The organism is Calditrichota bacterium (assembly GCA_014359355.1).
Classification (GTDB): Bacteria; Zhuqueibacterota; Zhuqueibacteria; order JANLFK01; family Oleimicrobiaceae; genus Oleimicrobium.
The window spans coordinates 46903-65415 of the sequence record JACIZP010000177.1 but is presented as its reverse complement, the minus strand read 5'-3'; the positions used below and the strand labels follow the sequence as shown (position 1 = coordinate 65415).

Annotated in this window: 13 protein-coding genes; 11 read left to right on the top strand and 2 right to left on the bottom strand. The window is 63.0% G+C overall.

The window, feature by feature from the left end; all coding sequences use genetic code 11:
* The 11 genes from H5U38_07695 to H5U38_07645 all read left to right on the top strand — a co-directional run.
* Nucleotides 1-722: N-acetylmuramoyl-L-alanine amidase (locus H5U38_07695; GenBank protein MBC7186899.1), on the top strand; the 722-nt coding region annotated here is incomplete at its 5' end.
* A gap of 25 nt (nt 723-747) precedes the next feature.
* Nucleotides 748-2052: a 4Fe-4S dicluster domain-containing protein gene (locus H5U38_07690; GenBank protein ID MBC7186898.1), complete on the top strand. Its 1305-nt coding sequence runs from the start codon at nt 748-750 to the stop codon at nt 2050-2052.
* Between the two features lie 20 nt (nt 2053-2072).
* On the top strand, nt 2073-2633 hold the full coding sequence (locus tag H5U38_07685; protein MBC7186897.1) for a BMC domain-containing protein: 561 nt from the start codon (nt 2073-2075) through the stop codon (nt 2631-2633).
* A gap of 38 nt (nt 2634-2671) precedes the next feature.
* Entirely contained in the window at nt 2672-3859 is a 1188-nt protein-coding gene (gene citD, locus H5U38_07680; GenBank protein MBC7186896.1) for a citrate lyase acyl carrier protein, read from the top strand.
* Between the two features lie 19 nt (nt 3860-3878).
* Nucleotides 3879-5429 (top strand): citrate lyase subunit alpha, encoded by a 1551-nt coding sequence (gene citF, locus H5U38_07675; GenBank protein ID MBC7186895.1) that lies wholly within the window; start codon nt 3879-3881, stop codon nt 5427-5429.
* Between the two features lie 139 nt (nt 5430-5568).
* The gene (gene secD / locus H5U38_07670; protein ID MBC7186894.1) at nt 5569-7644 is read left to right on the top strand and encodes a protein translocase subunit SecD; all 2076 of its coding nucleotides are present in this window, start codon (nt 5569-5571) and stop codon (nt 7642-7644) included.
* A 39-nt stretch (nt 7645-7683) separates the two neighbouring features.
* Nucleotides 7684-8625: a protein translocase subunit SecF gene (gene secF, locus H5U38_07665; GenBank protein ID MBC7186893.1), complete on the top strand. Its 942-nt coding sequence runs from the start codon at nt 7684-7686 to the stop codon at nt 8623-8625.
* A gap of 27 nt (nt 8626-8652) precedes the next feature.
* Nucleotides 8653-8991, top strand: coding sequence for an STAS domain-containing protein (locus tag H5U38_07660; GenBank protein ID MBC7186892.1), 339 nt, complete (start codon nt 8653-8655; stop codon nt 8989-8991).
* Between the two features lie 126 nt (nt 8992-9117).
* Nucleotides 9118-10389 (top strand): adenylosuccinate synthase, encoded by a 1272-nt coding sequence (locus H5U38_07655; protein MBC7186891.1) that lies wholly within the window; start codon nt 9118-9120, stop codon nt 10387-10389.
* A 53-nt stretch (nt 10390-10442) separates the two neighbouring features.
* Entirely contained in the window at nt 10443-14684 is a 4242-nt protein-coding gene (locus tag H5U38_07650) for a lamin tail domain-containing protein (protein MBC7186890.1), read from the top strand.
* Nucleotides 14685-14723: 39 nt separating this feature from the next.
* Nucleotides 14724-15581: an aminotransferase class IV gene (locus H5U38_07645; GenBank protein MBC7186889.1), complete on the top strand. Its 858-nt coding sequence runs from the start codon at nt 14724-14726 to the stop codon at nt 15579-15581.
* Between the two features lie 54 nt (nt 15582-15635).
* Here H5U38_07645 and H5U38_07640 read toward each other — a convergent pair whose 3' ends face one another.
* Both H5U38_07640 and H5U38_07635 read right to left on the bottom strand, forming a co-directional pair.
* Complete coding sequence (locus tag H5U38_07640) at nt 15636-16784, bottom strand: glycerate kinase (GenBank protein MBC7186888.1); 1149 nt, start codon at nt 16782-16784, stop codon at nt 15636-15638.
* The gene (locus tag H5U38_07635) at nt 16781-18451 is read right to left on the bottom strand and encodes an FAD-binding oxidoreductase (GenBank protein MBC7186887.1); all 1671 of its coding nucleotides are present in this window, start codon (nt 18449-18451) and stop codon (nt 16781-16783) included. Before H5U38_07635 ends, H5U38_07640 begins: the two co-directional genes overlap by 4 nt.
* Nucleotides 18452-18513: the final 62 nt, after the last annotated feature.

Sequence of the window (18513 nt, the reverse complement as noted above, 5' to 3'; positions counted from 1 at the left end):
TCTTAGATCCTGGTCATGGCGGCAAAGACCCTGGCGCCATTGGTCCCACTGGACTCTACGAGAAGAACGTGACCTTGTCAGTGGCCAAGGAGCTGCGCGCCATGCTGGAGGACGAACTGGGGCTGACCGTGCACATGACGCGCACCGGCGATACTTACCCCACCCTCAAGCAGCGCACGACTTTCGCCAACCGGCGGAATGGGAAGCTATTCATCAGCATCCATGCCAATGCCCACCGCAGCCCAAAGGCGCGTGGCTTTTCTGTGTACATCCTCGGTCCTGCCAAGTCGGAGGAGGCCCTTGAGGTGGCGCGCCGGGAGAACGCGGTTCTCCAGGAGTACGAGTCAGCTGCCAACGGCTACGACGAGATGGCCAACCCCAACTTCATTCTTGCTGCCATGGCGCACAACGAATTCGTGCGCGAGAGCGAGGAACTGGCTGGCCTCATCTCCCGGGGCCTAGAGCGCTGGGCAAAGAGGCCCAACCTCGGGGTTGAGCAAGCTGGTTTCTACGTACTCGTGGGCGCTTCCATGCCCAGCGTGCTGGTAGAGGTTGGCTTCATCTCGAACCGAGAGGACGAGAAGCTGCTCCGCATGCAGGTCCACCACAAGCAGATCGCCCGCGGTATTTTCGAGGGGATAAAGCGTTTCAAGGAGGCCTATGAAACGCCGTTGTCCACCGGGGCACGCCAGTCGTCCCTTCGGAGTGAAGCGCTACGGTGAACAGTCGCAGGGCGAACGGTGGACCATGGTGAGTTCTTTGGCGCAAAAGGTCTTTGCTGCAGGTGTGGTTGGCGGTGGAGGCGGAGGATTTCCTACGCACCACAAGTTCGCCCACCGGGTGGAGTGGGTGATTGCCAACGCTGCGGAATGTGAGCCTCTTCTGTGCAACGACCAGGAGGTCTTGCGGGTCGAGGGGCAGCAAGTGCTCAGGGGGCTGCGGCTCATCGCCCAGGCAACAGGTGCGCAGAGGCTCGCCATCGCTCTCAAGAAAAAGAACCGGCACTTGATTGCTGCGTGGCGCGAGGGCGTGGAGGTAGTCGAGCTTCCTGACGCCTACCCGGCGGGTGACGAGCATGAGGTGGTGGCCCTTGCCACCGGGAGGCTAGTGCCCGAAGGGGGGCTGCCGGTCCACGTGGGTGTGCTGGTGCAAAACGTGGAGACGCTCCGGAATGTGGCTGCTGCGTGGCAAGGGGAGCCAGTCACGCACCGTACCCTGACGGTGGGCGGCTGTGTGCAGCAGCCGAAGGTGGTGCGTGCGCCTGTGGGCACCACGGTACGGGAGCTCTTGTCGCTCTGCGGCGGCACGCAGTGCGAAGCCCCCGCGTTTTTCATGGGCGGGGTCATGATGGGGACGCTAACCACGGATCCCGAGGCCCCCATTGACAAGACCACCGCGGCGGTAATTATGCTCCCCTTGGCGCACCCCTGCGTCCAGGCGCGCACGCAGAGCGTTGCCCACCAGTTGCGCAACGCGAGGTCTGCTTGCACGCAGTGTGTATTGTGCACGGAGACGTGCAATCGCTACCTGCTGGGGCACCACTTGGAGCCGCATCGAGTGATGCGGACTATGGCCTTGGGCCTGGATGCCAAAAGCGAGGTGGCGCGCATGGCCCTGCTCTGCTCAGAGTGCGGGGCCTGCGAATACGCCTGTCCCATGGGGTTGTCGCCGCGCCTGGTGAACAGGGAGTTGAAGCGTGCTCTGCGCAGTGGAGGGGTGCAGGCGCCCGCGCCACGCGAGACCAAGGCGCGCGTGCCCCTGGGCAGTCGACGCATTCCCACCTCGCGTTTGATGGGGCGGTTCCAGCTCACGCCCTATGCCCGTCCGGCGCGCTACTGGGAAGATGCCGTGGCCCCGCAACGGGTGCGCATCCGCCTCAAGCAACACGCAGGGGCCCCAGCACGACCGGTGGTAACGCGCGGCCAGCAGGTAGTTGTTGGGCAACTCATCGGCGATTGCCACCCAGACGAGGTGAGCGCCCGGGTGCACGCCTCCATCTCTGGCCGTGTGGCAGAAGTGGATGAGGAAATGGTCTGCATCGAAGCATCGTGAACCGAAGTGGCAGAGGGATGATGACGCAAGCGGCGCGTGACTGCATAGGTCTGGTGGAGTTCAACAGCATCGCCGTGGGCATCGAGGCAGCCGACGCCATGCTCAAGGTGAGCGAGGTGGAGCTGGTGGTGGCCAAGACGGTCTGCCCTGGCAAGTATATCTGCCTGGTGCGTGGCGATGTCGCCGCCGTGCAGAGCAGCGTGAACGCCGGCGTGACCAGAGGTGGCGAAACGGTCGTCGACGAAATGGTCCTGCCGCGCGTCCACCAGAGCGTATTCCCGGCAATCAACGCGACCTCCGCAGTTGAACAAGTCGAGGCGCTGGGTATCATCGAGACCTTTTCGGTTGCTTCCAGCATTCAAGCGGCCGATGCCGCGGCCAAGGCAGCCAAGGTGACCCTCATCGAGGTGCGTCTGGCCGTGGGACTTGGCGGCAAGTCGTTCGTGACCCTCACGGGAGAGGTGGCGGCAGCCAGGGCGGCAGTGGAGGCAGGCGCGGCAGTGGTACAGCGCAAGGGCTTGCTCATGCGCAAGGTGGTGATTCCAGCCCCCAAGGCGGAGTTGGTCACCAGCTTGTTGTGAACGGAATCGTTGAGGCTCTGTGGTGTTGAGGACAACATATGGCAGAGAAGATCCAAGTCGGAAGGAGTGACAAGAGCGACCTGCTGCTGACCATCGAGCGACGGACACGCGGTGGCATCCGGCTCGACCTGGTCAGCTCGGTGGCGGGCACCTTTGGCCAACAAATCCGTGCCACCATTCTCTCTACCCTCGAGGCTTTGGGCGTGCGTCATGCCTCCCTGACGGTAGACGACAGGGGCGCCTTAGACCACGTCATTCAGGCTCGCGTGGAGGCGGGGGTGCGCGCCCTTTGGCCTGTCGAAGGGCTGGGCGTCTGGCCGGAGCGGCGGATCAAGCGGAGACAGGTACCCAAAGATCGCCTACGGCGCACGCGCCTCTATCTGCCCGGCAACAATCCAGACCTGATGCTCAACGCAGGACTCTTTGGGGCGGACAGCGTCATTCTGGACCTTGAGGACTCGGTAGCGCCCGCAGACAAGGCGGCCGCCCGCGTGTTGGTGCGCAACAGCCTGCTGGCGGTGGACTTTGGTGCTGCCGAGCGCATCGTGCGCATCAACCCCTTGGCCACAGAATTTGGCGCAGCCGACTTAGAGATGGTGGTACCGGCCCAACCTGATACCATCCTCATCCCCAAGTGCGAGGCAGCGGAAAGCGTGCTGGAGGTCGAGGAGAGAGTCGCTGCCCTCGAAAGAGAGCATCGCCTTCGCTATCAGATTTGGCTCATGCCGCTCATCGAAAGCGCCAAAGGCGTGCTCAACGCATACCAGATCGCCTCTGCCAGTCAGCGGGTGGTCGCCCTTTGCTTCGGAGCGGAGGATTTTACCGCAGACATCGGCGCAGAGCGCACCGTTGAGGGCAAGGAGAGCTTTGTGGCGCGCAGCCTGCTGGTGCTGGCGGCAAAGGCCGCACGGGTGCAGGCCATCGACACCGTGTTCTCCGATGTTGCCGACGTCGACGGTTTGGTCAAGAGCACAGAAGAGGCCATCGCCTTGGGCTTTGAAGGTAAAGGGGTCATCCACCCAGCGCAGATTGAGCCCATCCATCGCGCCTTTGCGCCGACTCCGGAGCGGATTGCGCATGCGCAGCAAGTGATTGCTGCGTTGGAGGAGGCAGAGCGCCGCGGTGCGGGTGTCGCCAGTCTCGGCACAAAGATGATCGATGCGCCCGTGGTGGCACGGGCAAAGCGTACGCTGCAATTGGCCAAGGCCCTTGGCCTTATCGACTGAGGAACCACGAGGTTTGGCAATGGACCTGGTAGAGAACGCCGTTGGGCGGTTAGTGCCCACAGAGATTGAAGGGAGAAAGCTTAGACCATTCCAAGGGGCTCATGCCGACAAAGGTGGGGGACGCACTGCTGGCGCGCTGATTCGTGCAGCCAGCGACTACCGCAACAAACTGCTCAAGTCGCTGGACGACGCCATCGATGCCTGCGGCATCAAGGACGGCATGACGGTCTCCTTCCATCACCACTTGCGGGATGGCGACTATGTGGTGAACATGGTCATGGACAAGCTGGCGCGCAGAGGCCTCAAAGACCTGGTGGTCGCCCCGTCTGCGCTCTTCCCCTGCCACGAGCCGTTGGTGCGCCACATCGAAAAGGGCGTGGTGCGCCGCGTGGAGGGCTCAATGAACGGGCCGGTGGGCAGGGCGTGCTCGTTGGGGAAGATGAAGAGCGTGTGCGTGCTCCGCTCCCACGGCGGCCGCTATCGCGCCATCCAGGATGGCGACCTGCACATCGATGTTGCCTTCATTGCCGCACCGGCTGCCGATGCCCACGGCAACGCCAACGGCGTCTATGGCAAATCGGCCTGCGGCCCGCTCGGCTTTGCCTTGGCCGATTCCCTTTATGCCGACAAGGTGGTGGTGGTCACCGATAACCTTGTGCCCTTCCCCTGTTACCCATGGAGCATCCAGGGCGGCAACGTCGACTATGTCGTCCAGGTGGATGCCATCGGCGACCCTGCGCGCATCGTTTCCGGCACCACGGTCATCACGCGCAGCCCCACGCGGCTGCTCATCGCCAAGTACGCCGCGCAGCTGGTGGTGGATAGCGGCATCATGCACGAGCCGCACTTCTCTTTTCAGGCTGGGGCCGGAGGTGTCTCCCTTGCGTTCGTGCAGTTCATGGCCGAGCACATGGCCCGCGCCGGCGTCGTCGCCGATTTTGTGCGAGGCGGATCGACGCAGTACATGGTGGACCTGCTCAACCAGGGCCTCACCCGCTACATTCTCGACGGCCAGAGCTTTGACTTGGCTGGAGTGCAGTCCCTGCGCGACAACCCGCGGCACATCGAGACCAATCCTTTCGTCTCCTACAACTACCACACCAAGGGTTGTTTTGCCCAGATGGTCAAGGTTTCGGTGCTGGGTGCCACGGAAATCGACCTTGATTTCAACGTCAACGTGAACACCCACTCCGACGGGTGGTTGCTGCACGGCATCGGCGGGTTCACAGACGCCGCCGACGCAGAGGTCACCATCATCACCGCGCCGCTGGTGCGTGGGCGGGTGCCGATCATCGTGGACAAGGTGGTGACCGTTACTGCGCCAGGCGAGATGATCGACGTGGTGGTCACCGAGCGCGGCATTGCCATCAACCCACGGCGGAAAGACCTGCTGCAGCGCTTGAAGCGGAGCAGTCTGCCCATCGTGCCCATCGACAAGCTCTACCGCATGGCGATCGACATGACAGGGCAGCCGGAAAAGCCCACGTTCACCGAGCGCATCGTGGCGCTCATCGAGTTTCGGGATGGTACAATCATCGACGCAGTGCGCCAGCTGGTGCCGAAGACGTGAGCCGGCCTCGCCTTTTTCCGTTTGACTTTTAGGTGGGAATGGTCTATATTTGCAGTTCGTGGTGCACCCGCCGGGTGCGGCGTGACCTTCGTGACAAGCAGCGAAATTGAGCTATTTCCTCTCAGGAGGTAGTCTGTCGATGCGTAGAAAGAACCTATTCAAGCTTGTGTTACTCGTGGTGCTGTTAGGCTGGGCCTTGTATCAGCTGTACCCGACCTATCGGGTCAGCAACTTGGAGAAGAAGCAGAAGGCCTACCTGGGGCAATTGAGCCGCCTCGTGGGGGTGGACGAGCGGCAGTTGCTGAGCGCCCTCACGGTGGGAGAGCTGGAGGCCACCGTAAGTGCGGCAAGCGCACCCCTGCCGGCAGAGGCTCGCCAGCAGGCACGAGAACTGAGCGGCAAGCTGATTACCTTGCGCAGTAAGATCGACAAGCTGGAGCCCAAGGCGTTGCGCCAGGGCCTCGATCTGGTGGGTGGAACCTACCTTGTGTACGAGGCCGACCTGCGGCAGCTGGCGCGCACGCTGGCTCGCGACCGGGACGAGCGCTTTAGCGAAATTCTCGACGCAGCGGACAAGCGGGCCAGAGCAGAAAACCGCGACTTTTTTGACGTGATGGTAGAGGAGTTCAAGGCGCGCAACATCCCCCTCAACCGCTACTATGGGCGGCGCGGTCAGAGCGATGATGTCATCATCAACGACCTGCGCGCAGAGGCCAAGGACGGCATCGCGCGCACCCTGGAAGTGCTGCGCAACCGCATCGACCAGTTTGGCGTGTCAGAGCCGGTGATTGCCCCCCAGGGGGACAAGCGCATCGTCATCGAGCTGGCAGGCGTGCAGGACATCGAGCGCGCCAAGCGGATTATCAACACCACTGCTCTGTTGGAGTTCAAGCTGGTGCGCGAACCGGACATCACTCTCTCGGTGCTGCAGGATATCGACAAGACGGTGAAACGCATGCGCAGCAAGGGGGGCGTGGAGGAGCTGGCTGCAGCAGCGCAGAAAGATACCGCCAAGACCCTGCCCGAGGGCAAGAAAGCCCAGGAGCGCGAGATCGACTTGAGTCAGCTCTTCGGCAAGACAGAGGGCGCTGACACTGCCAAGGCAGAGGCTGCTGCCGAGAGCACCATCGTGGTCGACCAGCAGACCTTCGAGGAGTACCCCTTCTTCTCGCTTCTGCGTTATGTGGAAGGCACCGACCAGATCAGCGTGCCAGAGCAGAACGTGGCGGCCATCAAGCGCATCTTGCAGATGCCGGAGGTGCAGAAGGTCATCCCACGGGACGCCGAGTTCTTGTGGGGTGCGCAGCCGTACGTCTCCCGCGGGCAGCGCTATCACCAGCTCTACTTTGTCAAGAAAGAGCCAGAGCTGGTAGGGGCGTACTTGAAGACGGCGGACGTGGCCTTCGGCGGAGGCGAAAGCTCGGTGCGGGCCGGGCAGGCGGAAGTGCATTTTGAGTTGAATAGCGAAGGCGCCAAGATCTTCCGCCGCGTCACTGGCGCCAATGTCGGCAGGTTCTTGGCCATCGTCCTGGACGGCAAGGTCTATTCGGCGCCGCGCATCAAGGAGCGCATCCCTGGAGGCAGCGGGCGGATTGAGGGGAGCTTCACCCGCGAAGAGGCCCGCGACTTGGCGGTAGTGTTGCGCGCTGGTGCACTGCCAGCACCGGTGGAGGTCATCGAGGAGCGCACTGTGGGCCCGTCGTTGGGACAGGACTCGATTGAGAAGGGCAAGCTTTCGGCCATCATCGGCGCGGCTTTGGTGGTGGTGTTCATGATCGTCTACTACCGCATGTCCGGGGTGATCGCCAATGTGGCCCTTGCGCTGAACATCTTCTTCCTGTTCGCGGCGCTGGCTGGCTTGCGTGCCACGCTCACGCTGCCCGGTGTGGCCGGCATTGTGCTCACCGTGGGTATGGCGGTGGACGCCAACGTGCTCATTTTTGAGCGCATCCGTGAGGAACTGCGCACGGGTAAGACCATCAGGGCAGCCATCGACGCTGGCTATTCCCGCGCCTTCCGCACGATCTTGGACTCTAATGTCACCACCCTCATTACGGCGGTCGTGCTGTATCAGTTCGGCAGCGGCCCGGTCCGCGGTTTTGCCACCACCCTGTCCATCGGCCTGATCATCAACATGTACACGGCAATCGTGGTGACCCGCATGATTTTTGACTATATCACTGAGCGCTATGCGCTGACCAAGCTCAGCATATGATGGTTCACGGCGATACGGCATCACAAGGAGACAGATCAGATGCAACTCTTTAAGCAGACATCGATAGACTTCCTGCGCATGCGCAAGGCAGCTTACACCTTTTCTGGCGTGCTCATCCTGGCGGGGCTCATTTCCCTGATCGCCCACGGCGGACCCCGTTACGGCATCGATTTTCGCGGTGGCACGTCCATTGTGCTGGAATTCAAGGAACAGGTGAGCGTCGGCCAGGTGCGAGCCTCGTTGGCCAAGATCGGTTTTGGCACTGCAGAGATCAAGGCCTCCACTTCACTGCGGGGCGCCGGGGCTGGCAGCGATATCCTCATTCGCGTTGAACAGGGCGAGCTGAGCGGCGAACAAGTTGCCGAGAAAATCAAGGAGCAGCTGGCTAAGGACCTGCCCGACAAGAGCTACGAGGTACTGAGCATCGAATCCGTGGGTCCGAAGATCGGGGCAGAGTTGCGGCGTGCAGCCACCTTGGCCATTTTCATCTCGCTGTTGCTCATTCTCATCTACATCAGCTGGCGGTTCGAGTTCCGTTTTGCCGTGGGTGCGGTGGTGGCGCTGTTCCACGACGTGCTCATCACGCTGGGCATCTTCTCGTTGCTGAACATGGAAATCTCGCTGGTGGTGGTCGCGGCGTTCTTGACCCTGGTTGGTTACTCCCTGAATGACACGATTGTGGTCTTTGACCGGATACGGGAAAACCTCAAACTCATGCGGCGTGAGAACATCTACACCATCGTCAATACCAGCATCAACCAGTCCCTGAGTAGGACGGTGATCACCGCCCTCACGACGCTCATGGTGCTGGTCGTGCTCTTTTTCATCGGGGGTAGGGTCATCCATGGCTTCGCCTTTGCCCTGTTGATAGGAATCACCATTGGTACCTACTCGTCCATTTTCGTGGCCAGCCCTATTGTCGTGGCGTGGCAGGGATGGCTCGAACGCAGGAAGCTCCACCGCGAAGTGGCCCGAGCCTGATTGGGCACAGGGGAATAGGAGGGAGCGATGACGCTCACCGAACGGCAGTTTGGCCCAGTGACGGTGCTCTCCTTGGCGGGCAAGATAATGGGAGGACCGGACGCAGGGCTCCTCAACGAGAAGGTCCACGAGCTGATCGACGCCGGCGTCAGGAAGGTAGTCGCCGACCTGGCCCAGGTGCAGTGGATGAACAGCTCCGGATTGGGCCTGCTGATCAGCGCGCTGAGTACGCTGCGTAACAACGGCGGCGAGCTGAAGTTGGCGTGCGTCACACCGCGCATACGCAGCCTGATGACCATCACCAAGCTGATCCACGTTTTTGAGACGTTCGATAGCGTCGAACAGGCAGTAGAGAGTTTCGCTTAGACCGGAGGCGGTTTGCCCCGGTGAGGTGTGCGTGTGGTTGGGACTCCGGGTCGGGAAGGGGCCGATTCGGAGTTTTGTTTCGCAATGGGCACGTGGTGGCGTGTCCCCAAATCGGTCGGATAGCTCATGAGCATTCAGGTCATCGTCGGCACGCAGTGGGGAGATGAAGGAAAGGGCAAGATCGTCGACCTGCTGGCTGCCGAGGCCGACATCGTGGCTCGCTACAACGGCGGACCCAATGCAGGCCACACGGTGGTCATCGACGGGCAGGAGCTCGTTTTGCACCTCATCCCGTGTGGCATTCTCAGAGAAGACGTTACCTGCGTGATCGGCGCGGGCGTAGTCGTTGACCCCATTGCCTTGCAGAAGGAAATGGCTCTGCTCAGGGAGCGGGGCGTGCGCGTCGAGGGGAGGCTTTGGGTGAGCGATCGCGCCCATTTGATTCTTCCCCACCACCTGCACTATGAGCAGGCTCGGGAGCAGGCTTCTGCCGACCATGCCATCGGCACGACGCGGCGGGGGATTGGTCCGGCTTATGCCGACAAGATGGAGCGCATAGGCCTGCGCGCTGGCGACGCTTGTCAGCCGGACGTGCTTCGCCGCAAACTGCAGGCGCTCACCGCGCAGAAGAACCGTCTGTTGCGGAGCGTGCTGGCTGCGCCTGAGGTGCCGCAGGAGAGCATCGACGACTATGTGGTCGCCCTGCGCGCCATGGAAGCTATGACCACCGACACCACGGCCCTTCTGCATCGCGCGCTGGTTCAAGGGAAGAGGATTCTCGCCGAAGGCGCCCAGGGGACCATGCTGGACATTGACCACGGCACTTATCCGTTTGTGACGTCTTCGAGCTGCGTGAGTGGCGGAGCGAGCACTGGCTTGGGGGTCCCACCCACAGCCATCACCAGTGTTGTTGGCGTGACCAAGGCGTACACCACCCGCGTGGGCAACGGTCCACTGCCCACAGAATTTGCCGAAGCAGAAGGCCAGAGGCTGCGCGACTTGGGCAGGGAGTATGGGGCCACCACCGGTCGGCCGCGGCGCTGCGGGTGGCTGGACCTGGTGGCGGTGAGCTATGCGGTGCGGGTCAACGGCGTGTCGGAGCTGGCGATTACCAAGCTGGACGTCCTCGACGGCATGGAGAGCATCGCCGTGTGCACCGCCTACGAGATAGATGGCGAGCGGACCACTGACTTCCCAGGCGATATCGCGCGTTTGAGCAGGGCCCGGCCCGTCTACACGACAATGCCCGGGTGGCGGCAGCCCATCGGCGGGGTACGGAACTACCGCGACCTGCCCAAGGAGGCGCAGCAGTACGTCGATTTCGTCGAAGTGCAGTGCGGTGCCCCGGTGCGCATCGTCTCCGTGGGACCGGGACGCGAGCAGACGATTTTCCGCTGATCGCATCATCGCTACAGACCAGCTACCGTTCAGCACGAGCGGGGAGAAGGGCAGTGGCTGAGTCAAAGTTTTATCGCCGCTTCTTCGTTATTGGAGCCTTCCTTATCTTGGCCGCAAGCCCAGGTCGCAGCCTGGGGCAGGTGACCGTGTCAGAGGTCATGTTCGATCCCGCCACCAACGAGGCCCACGACGAGTACGTGGAAATATTCAACCTCAGTGCGACGGATTCTGTGAACCTCGCCGGTTGGGCCGTTGGCGACAGCATCGAGTTGGACAAGATTATCGACGCAGGGTGGGGGCTCATCCTCCGGCCGCGGCAGTTCGCCGTCATCCTCGACGGCAGCTACTTCGGCAACTCCACCACCTACGACGGCGTCATCCCTGCCGAAGCATTGATTGTGAAAATTGACGACGGCGCCTTTGGCAGCGGCGGGTGGTCAAACACCATTCCCGAACCGGTGATTCTCACCAACGCCAGGGGCGACACGGTGAGCCGCTATCGCTACACCCTGGACAACCCTCAGGGGTACTCTGACGAGAAGATCGATCTCGAAGCCGGCGACGCACCTGCCAACTGGGCGAACAGCCGGGTGCTCGGGGGTACGCCTGGCGCGCCCAACAGCGTGAGCGCGGGAGCCATAGACCTGGCGCTCAAGAGCGTGGTCTGGTCGCCGTCTCGTGTCCGACGCGGCCAGAGCGTTCAGCTTACGGTGGTCGCGCTGAACGCCGGCCGCAAGGAAATCGCCAGCTGCCAGATTGCCCTGTACTTGGATCGCGACGAGGACGGTTTCGGCAGGGAAGAGGAACTCCTGGAAGCGCCGTTTGTCAGCCCCTCTCTGCAGCCAGGCGACAGTGCGGTGGCACGGTTCACCTGGCATGAGGTGCCGGCTGGAGTGCACCAGCTACTTGCGCGGGTGGTGGGCGAAGGCGACAGCTCCGCGGAGAACGACCAGCAGAGGGTGACCCTTGGCGTCGGCGTGTGGCCCGGCGAGGTGGTGGTCAACGAAGTCATGTACCGGCCAAGTGCAGGGGAGCCCGAGTGGGTGGAGATCCTAAACCGCAGCCCGGAGGTGATCGACCTGCGGCTGTGGTCGCTAAGCGATTCCCGCACTGCTACACGAGTTACGGTCACCAGCACAAAGGCGCTCCTCCCTCCTGGCGGCTTCGCCCTGCTCGCAGAGGACACCCTGGTTCGGGCGCTCTTTCCCACTTTGTCCGGCCCGGTGTTTGTGCCGGGACGGGGCTGGCCTGCTCTTAACAACACCAGCGATGCAGTGGTGATTTGGGATGCCGCAGGCTTTTCGGTGGACAGCCTGTACTACTTCGCCTCTTGGGGTGGCGAGACGGGCGTGTCCATAGAGCGGGTGAGGCCAGACTGGCCAACCAACAGTCGCAAGAACTGGGGTCCCTGCCGGGCGCCGTTGGGCGGTACGCCCAATGCCCCGAATAGCATCCGTCCGCGCGACAAGCATGTTGGACTTGGTTCTGCCGGGGTGCAGTTTGAGCCGCCACAGCCTCGCTATGGGCAAACGGTCCGCGCCTCGGTGTGGGTCTACAATCACGGCATGGATACGGCGGAGAGCGGCATGGTCGCCTTCTATCGCGACGCGGACTATGACCTCAAGCCCGGCGCGCAGGAGCTGGTGGGCCTCTCCTGTCCCTTGGCGGGCCTGGCAGGCGGCGACTCTTTGCTGTGCAGCGTCGAGCTGGGAGCCGCTGCCCCTGGGCTCAGCCGCATCATTGCTCGACTGGTTGAGGTGGCGGATCCTGACACCTCCGACGACATGGCGTACGGGGAGTATCGCGTGCCTTTCCAGAGCGGAGACCTCATCATCAATGAGATCATGTTCCAACCCCAGTCCGGCGCGTGCGAGTGGATAGAACTATTCAACCCTCGTGACAGCGGTGTGGACGTCTATGACTGGACGGTGAGCGACGAGAACGTCGGAACACTGGTGCGCCTCACCGACCGCCACATCGTGGTACCGCCAGGCGGGTACCTGGTCGTGGCCAAAGACACGACGATGAAGAGGGACTTTCCGGAATTTGGCGGCCTGTTGCTGACGATCGGCAGCAAATGGCCGACCCTCAACAACGACGCCGACCTGGTGGTTGTTCGCGATCTGACAGGGGCAACCATCGACAGCGTGGCTTATGCTGCTTCTTGGGGGCCGGTGCGAACAGGCGTGTCCCTGGAACGGGTGCGCGCGGAAGAGCCGTCCAACCTGCCCAGCAATTGGCGTGCTGCGGTGAACGCACGCGGCGGAACGCCAGGCCTGGAGAACAGCGTGAGTCCCCTGGCGGTGGACGTCGAGGTGGTGGCGGGGTCGATTCAGTGGGCGCCGTTTGTGCCTCGTGCGCAGGGATCGGTGACGATCGCTGCGGCAGTGCGCAATGTAGGCCGCCAGGCGGTGGCCGGCGTGGAGGTGAGCTGCTACTGGGACGCAGACGGCGACTCCGTGCTGACGGCTGCGGAACGGCTGGATGCGCCACAGGTGGTGGGCGAGTTGGCCAGTGGCGCGAAGCAGACCTTGCTCTTCCGCTGGGAAGGAGTGCCGCCAGGAGTGCACAGCATCGCAGTGGCGGCGAGCTGCCCAAATGACCAGCGGCCGGACAATGACCGCCGTTTCGCGGAATTGGTGGTGGCCTTTCCCGTGGGGCAGGTGCTGGTCAATGAGATTATGTACGCACCCTTCTCCGGGCAGAGTGAGTGGGTTGAGCTCTACAATGCCGGACCTAGCGAGGTGGACCTTTACGGCTGGGGACTGGGCGATGCCACTTCCGGTCCGCGGCTTTTCGGCACCACCCACGTGCGCGTGCCAGTGGGTGGTTTTGCGGTGGTCGCCGCCGATTCTGTAGTGCGCTTCCAGTACGGCCAGCTTCCTGCGCCCCTGCTGACAGTGAAGCAGGGGTGGGCCGCGCTCAACAATGACCAGGATGAGGTGCGGGTGTACGACCCCGCGGGCGTGGTGGTGGACAGCGTGCACTACTTTTCTCGCTGGGGGATGCGCACTGGCGTTTCCCTGGAGCGGGTGCGCTACGAGTGGGGCTCGCAGGACAGCGCCAACTGGCGGCTGAGCACTGCCCCCGAAGGAGCCACCCCTGGGACAGAAAACAGCGTGAGCCCCTTGACGGTGGACGTTGGTGTGGCTGGTGCCGGGCTTTCCTTCCTCCCCGAGCAACCTCGTGTTGGCGAAAGCGTGCGGCTTCAGGCCCAGGTGTGCAACGAAGGTCGGGCGCCCGCCGAGCACGTGCGGGTGGAGTTCTTCTGGGACGCCAACCGGGATACGGTATTTGCGCCGGGCGAGCGACTGGGGGAACCGGTCGACATAGCACAACTGGCCCCTGATGAGTGCCGGTCGGTGGAGGTGGAATGGCGCGAAGCCCCGGCTGGCGTCATGTGGATCGGCGTGCTGGTGACCTGTGCAGGCGACATGAGGCCGGCCAACAACATCGCCGTGGCTGAACTGATGGTGGGCTTTGCCAGGGGGACGCTGGTGGTCAACGAGATCATGTACGCGCCGCTCAGCGGCATGGGCGAGTGGGTGGAGCTGTACAATCGCAGCGAGGCGGCAGTAAACTTGGAGAAGTGGCTCTTCTCCGATGCGGACCTGGCCAAGCGCCGGGTGGTGAGCAGCAATCTCTTGCTCGTGCCGCCCGGCGGCTTTGTGCTGCTTGCCGAAGACTCTTCCTTAGCAAAGGCGGGCGAGCTCGGCGAAAGTCTGCTGCTGGTAGTACCCTCATGGCCTGCGCTCTCCGCGACTGGCGACGCCGTGGTCGTTTACGACCCCCAGGGCACGGTCATCGACAGTGTGGCCTACGACCAGAGCTGGGGCGGAGATACGGGCGTCTCGCTCGAAAGAATCAACCCAAGCCTGCCTTCGCAGCTGAAGTCCAATTGGAGCTCGTGCGTGGACAAGACCGGGGGGACGCCAGGCCGTGCCAACAGCGTCCTCACCATGGTGGTACCGCCGCGCACCACGCTCAGCGTCTCGCCCTCGCCCTTTTCGCCAGATGGCGACGGGCGCGACGACTTTGCCGTCATCTCGTTCGCCTTGCCGATGACCACGGCTGCCGTGAACGTCAAGATCTACGATGTCACCGGCCGCCTCATTCGCTTCTTAGCGAGCAACCAGCCGGTGGCCGCCTCCAATGCGGTGGTGTGGGACGGCAGGGACGATCATGGCCAGCAGGCACGTATCGGGGTGTACATCGTCTACCTGGAAGCGCTCAACGCCGCAGCCGGTACCGTGGAAACCGCCAGAGCCACGGTGGTTCTGGCTGGCCGACTGTAGGACGTGTGACACCATCGACCACGCCGAAAGGGACTCCGCATGCTCGTCTACTACAATGGCCACTACATGCAGGAAGAAGAGGTGTGCCTGCCCCCTTATGAGCGGGGCTTTCAGTTTGCCGATGGCGTGTACGAGGTAGTCCGCTGCTACTACGGGGCCTTTTTTCAGACGGAGGCCCACCTCGAACGGATGGCGCGCGGGCTGCGTGAGCTGCGCATCGATGCGCCGGACCTTGGGGCTTTTCCACAGATCATGCAGCGGCTGGTGGAGGAGAACAACCACGACGAGCAGCAGGCGATTGCCTACCTGCAGGTGACCCGCGGGGCCTACACGCCACGGCGGCACTGGTTCCCGCCGCCGGGTACGCCCCCCACCGTCTACATCAGCACCTCGCCTTTCAAGCCGCACTGGGAGGAGATCGAACAGGGGGTGAAGGTGATTTTGGAAGACGATATCCGCTGGCTGCGCTGCGACATCAAGTCCATCGCCCTGCTGCCCAATGTGCTCTCCAGGCAGCGGGCAATTGACCAGGGGGCAGTGGAGGCCATCTGGGCGCGCGACGGCTTCATGACCGAGGGTACGCACTGCAACGTCGCCTTTGTCAAGGACGGCACCTTGTACACCCCGCCGCTCTCGCACCTGATCCTGCCTGGGGTAACGCGGGCGGTGGTTCTGCGCCTGTGCCAGGAGCTGGGCATCCCAGCCAAGGAACTGCCCATCCCGCGCGCTGAACTTGCGCACTTTGACGAGGCGATGCTCATCGGCACCACGGTGGAGATCACCCCCATCGTGCGCATCGACGACCTGGTGGTGGGCGAGGGCAGGCCCGGGCCGGTGACCCGCCGCCTACAGGAGGCCTTTTACGCCGAGGTGCTCCCGCCGGCGGCGAGGCCCTAGGCACAATATGCCAGGGTAGGGAAGACCGTCCCTAATTGCCGCTGAGCACCTCCCTCAGTCCTTGAGGTTGACTGCTTTGAGGGCACGCACGATTCTTTCGGCACCCTTTTCCACATGGGTCGCCGACTGCTGCATAGCTTCCTCCAAGCTCATTGGCCCCGGGCAGATGGAAAATAGCGACACCACCCCCCGCTCGTACAAGTTCTCCGCCTCGTCTTCCACCGTTCCGGCCAAAACGATCACCGGGATCCCCTGCCTCTGCGCCTCTGCCGCCACGCCGCTGATGGTCTTGCCATAGGCGGTCTGGAAGTCGACTTTGCCCTCGCCGGTCAGAATGAGGGCAGCGCCCTTGATGCGTTCGGCAAAGCGCGAGGCGCGCAGGACAATGGCCACGCCTGGCTGCAAGGTAGCATTGGCGAAGGCCATCAAGCCCGCGCCCAGTCCACCGGCGGCACCGGCACCCGGCAGGTCACGCACCGAACGGCCGATCGTCTGCTCCGCCACGCCGATAAAGTGGGTCATGTTCTTCTCCAGCAGGGCCAGCTGCTCGTCGGTGGCGCCTTTCTGCCGGGAATAGGTCATGACCGCACCGCGCGGGCCGAGCAGGGGATTGTCCACATCGCAGGCCACAGTGACGGTGGCCTGGAGCAGCTCCGGCAGCCTGCCGGAAAGGTCGATGCGCGCCACTTCCGCCATGAGGCCGCCGCACATATAGTCGGTGATTTCGCTGCCGTCGCTGCGGTAGAAGCGCACGCCCAGCGCCTGCGCCATCCCTGTGCCGCAGTCGGTGGTGGCAGAGCCGCCTATGCCGACGATGAGCTGCCGGCAGCCGTGCGCCAAGGCCGCGCGCATGAGCTGCCCGGTGCCAAAGGTGGTCGTGACCACCGGATTCCTCTTCGCCACCGGCACCAGCGGCAGGCCAGAGGCAGCTGCCATTTCGATGACCGCCGTCTGGTCATCGCCCAGGATGCCATACTCCGCCTCCACCGGCTCGCCCAACGGCCCCACCACGGTGACCTTCTCAATGTGCCCGCCGGTGGAGGAGACCAGAGCCTGTACGGTGCCCTCCCCGCCGTCGGCCATCGGGATCTTCACGACCTCTGCCTTCGGCAGCACGCGCTTGATGCCGCGCTCCATGGCCTCGCAAATCTGCAGGGCCGACAGGCTCCCTTTGAACGAATCCGGGGCAACGACAATCTTCATGCCGCCCTCCCTGCCTGGATGGCCAAGTCAATCAGCTTGCCCATTTCTTCCTTCATGAAGGTGGGACAGTTCATGTTGGTCGTCCACGGGCGCATTTCCTCCACAAAGGGCCTGATGGCCGCGAACGACACCTTGCCGCGCGCCGCAGCGTCGATCATGGCAATCCGCCCGCGGATGGTGTGGTGCTCGAACGGCACCTCTTTGAAGCGCGGGCTGTCGTTCTTGCACAGGTGGCACTTGCAGCAGAGCTTGCTGAGCTCGTAGATGGCCTGGTACTGCGGCAGCACCGGGTCCACCGCTAAGCTCGGCGCCTGCACGTCAAAGACTTTGCCAGGATTGAGGATGCCCAGCGGGTCAAAGGCCTTCTTGATGCCCTTGACGTACTCCACGATGTCCGGGCTGAGCTGCTCCTCGCATCTGCCTAAGAAGTTGCCGATGGCATGTTCGCCGGCAAAACAGCCGCCCTCTGCCTCGATCCAGGCGTCGAACTCGCGCACCACGCGTGCCGCCTTCTCCTTATCCTCCTGGCAGTCGCGCACGATGAAGCTGGGATGCAGGTTGCCGTCGCCTGCGTGTCCGTAGATGATGAGTTCCAACCCCTCGCGCGCGGCCAGTTCCCGCATCTTGCGTACCCCCGCCGCAAACTTGGCGATGGGCAGCACCGGGTCGAACTGCACGATCACCGGCTTTTCGCGCTTGAACTTGGCCATTGCCCCCAGGCAGCTCCGGCGCTCCGCATAGAGCTCGTCTGCCTCCTTGGGGTCGTTGGTGTAGCGGAGCTCCAGCGGGTCCAGGGCCTTGAGCACGGCCACTAACTTTTCCGCGTTCTCCTTGGCCTCATGCGGTCCGCCGGCAGTCTGGAACAGGAGGAGCATGTTCTGTTTGCCAAAGCAGGCCATCATCTTCGTGTCCATGTACTCGAAGGAGAAGAGGTTGATGCGCGCCTTAGCCACCGCTTCGTGAATCTGTTGCAACACCGACTCGTCGCGGAAGCTGCAACGGATGGTCCAGGTGTCCTCAGGCAAAAAGTCGCAGCGGAAGGTCATCTCGACGATGATGCCCAACGTCCCCTCGGAGCCGATCATCAGGCCCACTATGTTCGGGCCGGTGCTCTCCTTGGGACAGCGGTGCCCGGCGCTGAACAGGCGGCCTTTGCCGTCCACTGCCTTCAGCGCCAAGAGATAGTTCTTGAACGTGCCTTTGGACATGCCCCAAGTGCCCCCTGATGACTCGGCGATGTTGGCGCCGATGGTGGAAATCTCGTGCGAGGCAGGCGCCACCGGAATGACCATGCCAAAGGGCGCTAACCGGCGATTGAGCTCGGCGCAGCTGATGCCCGGCTGCGTGACCACGGTGCGGGTGATGGGGTCAATGTCCAACACCTGGCGCAAGCGCGATGGGTTGAGGAGGATGCCGCCATCGCACAGGGCACCCCCCGACAGGCCGGTGAGCCCGGCACCGGGTACTACCTTGACCTTGTGACGCCCGGCGAGCTCTACCACCGCCTGGATCTCCTGGATTGAACCGGGGTAGACCACATAGTCCGGGCGGGAGCGATACATGGTGGCATCGCCAAAGGTGTAGGCCCAGTACTCCGGCCGCTCCGGGGTAAAGAGGTAATCCTCGCCGACAATCTTTTGCAACTGCTCTGCGATGCGATTCATCATCTGCCTCCGTTGTCTTCAGTAAGTCGTAACTCCCCACGCGAAAGTTCACCCAACCAGCTCCA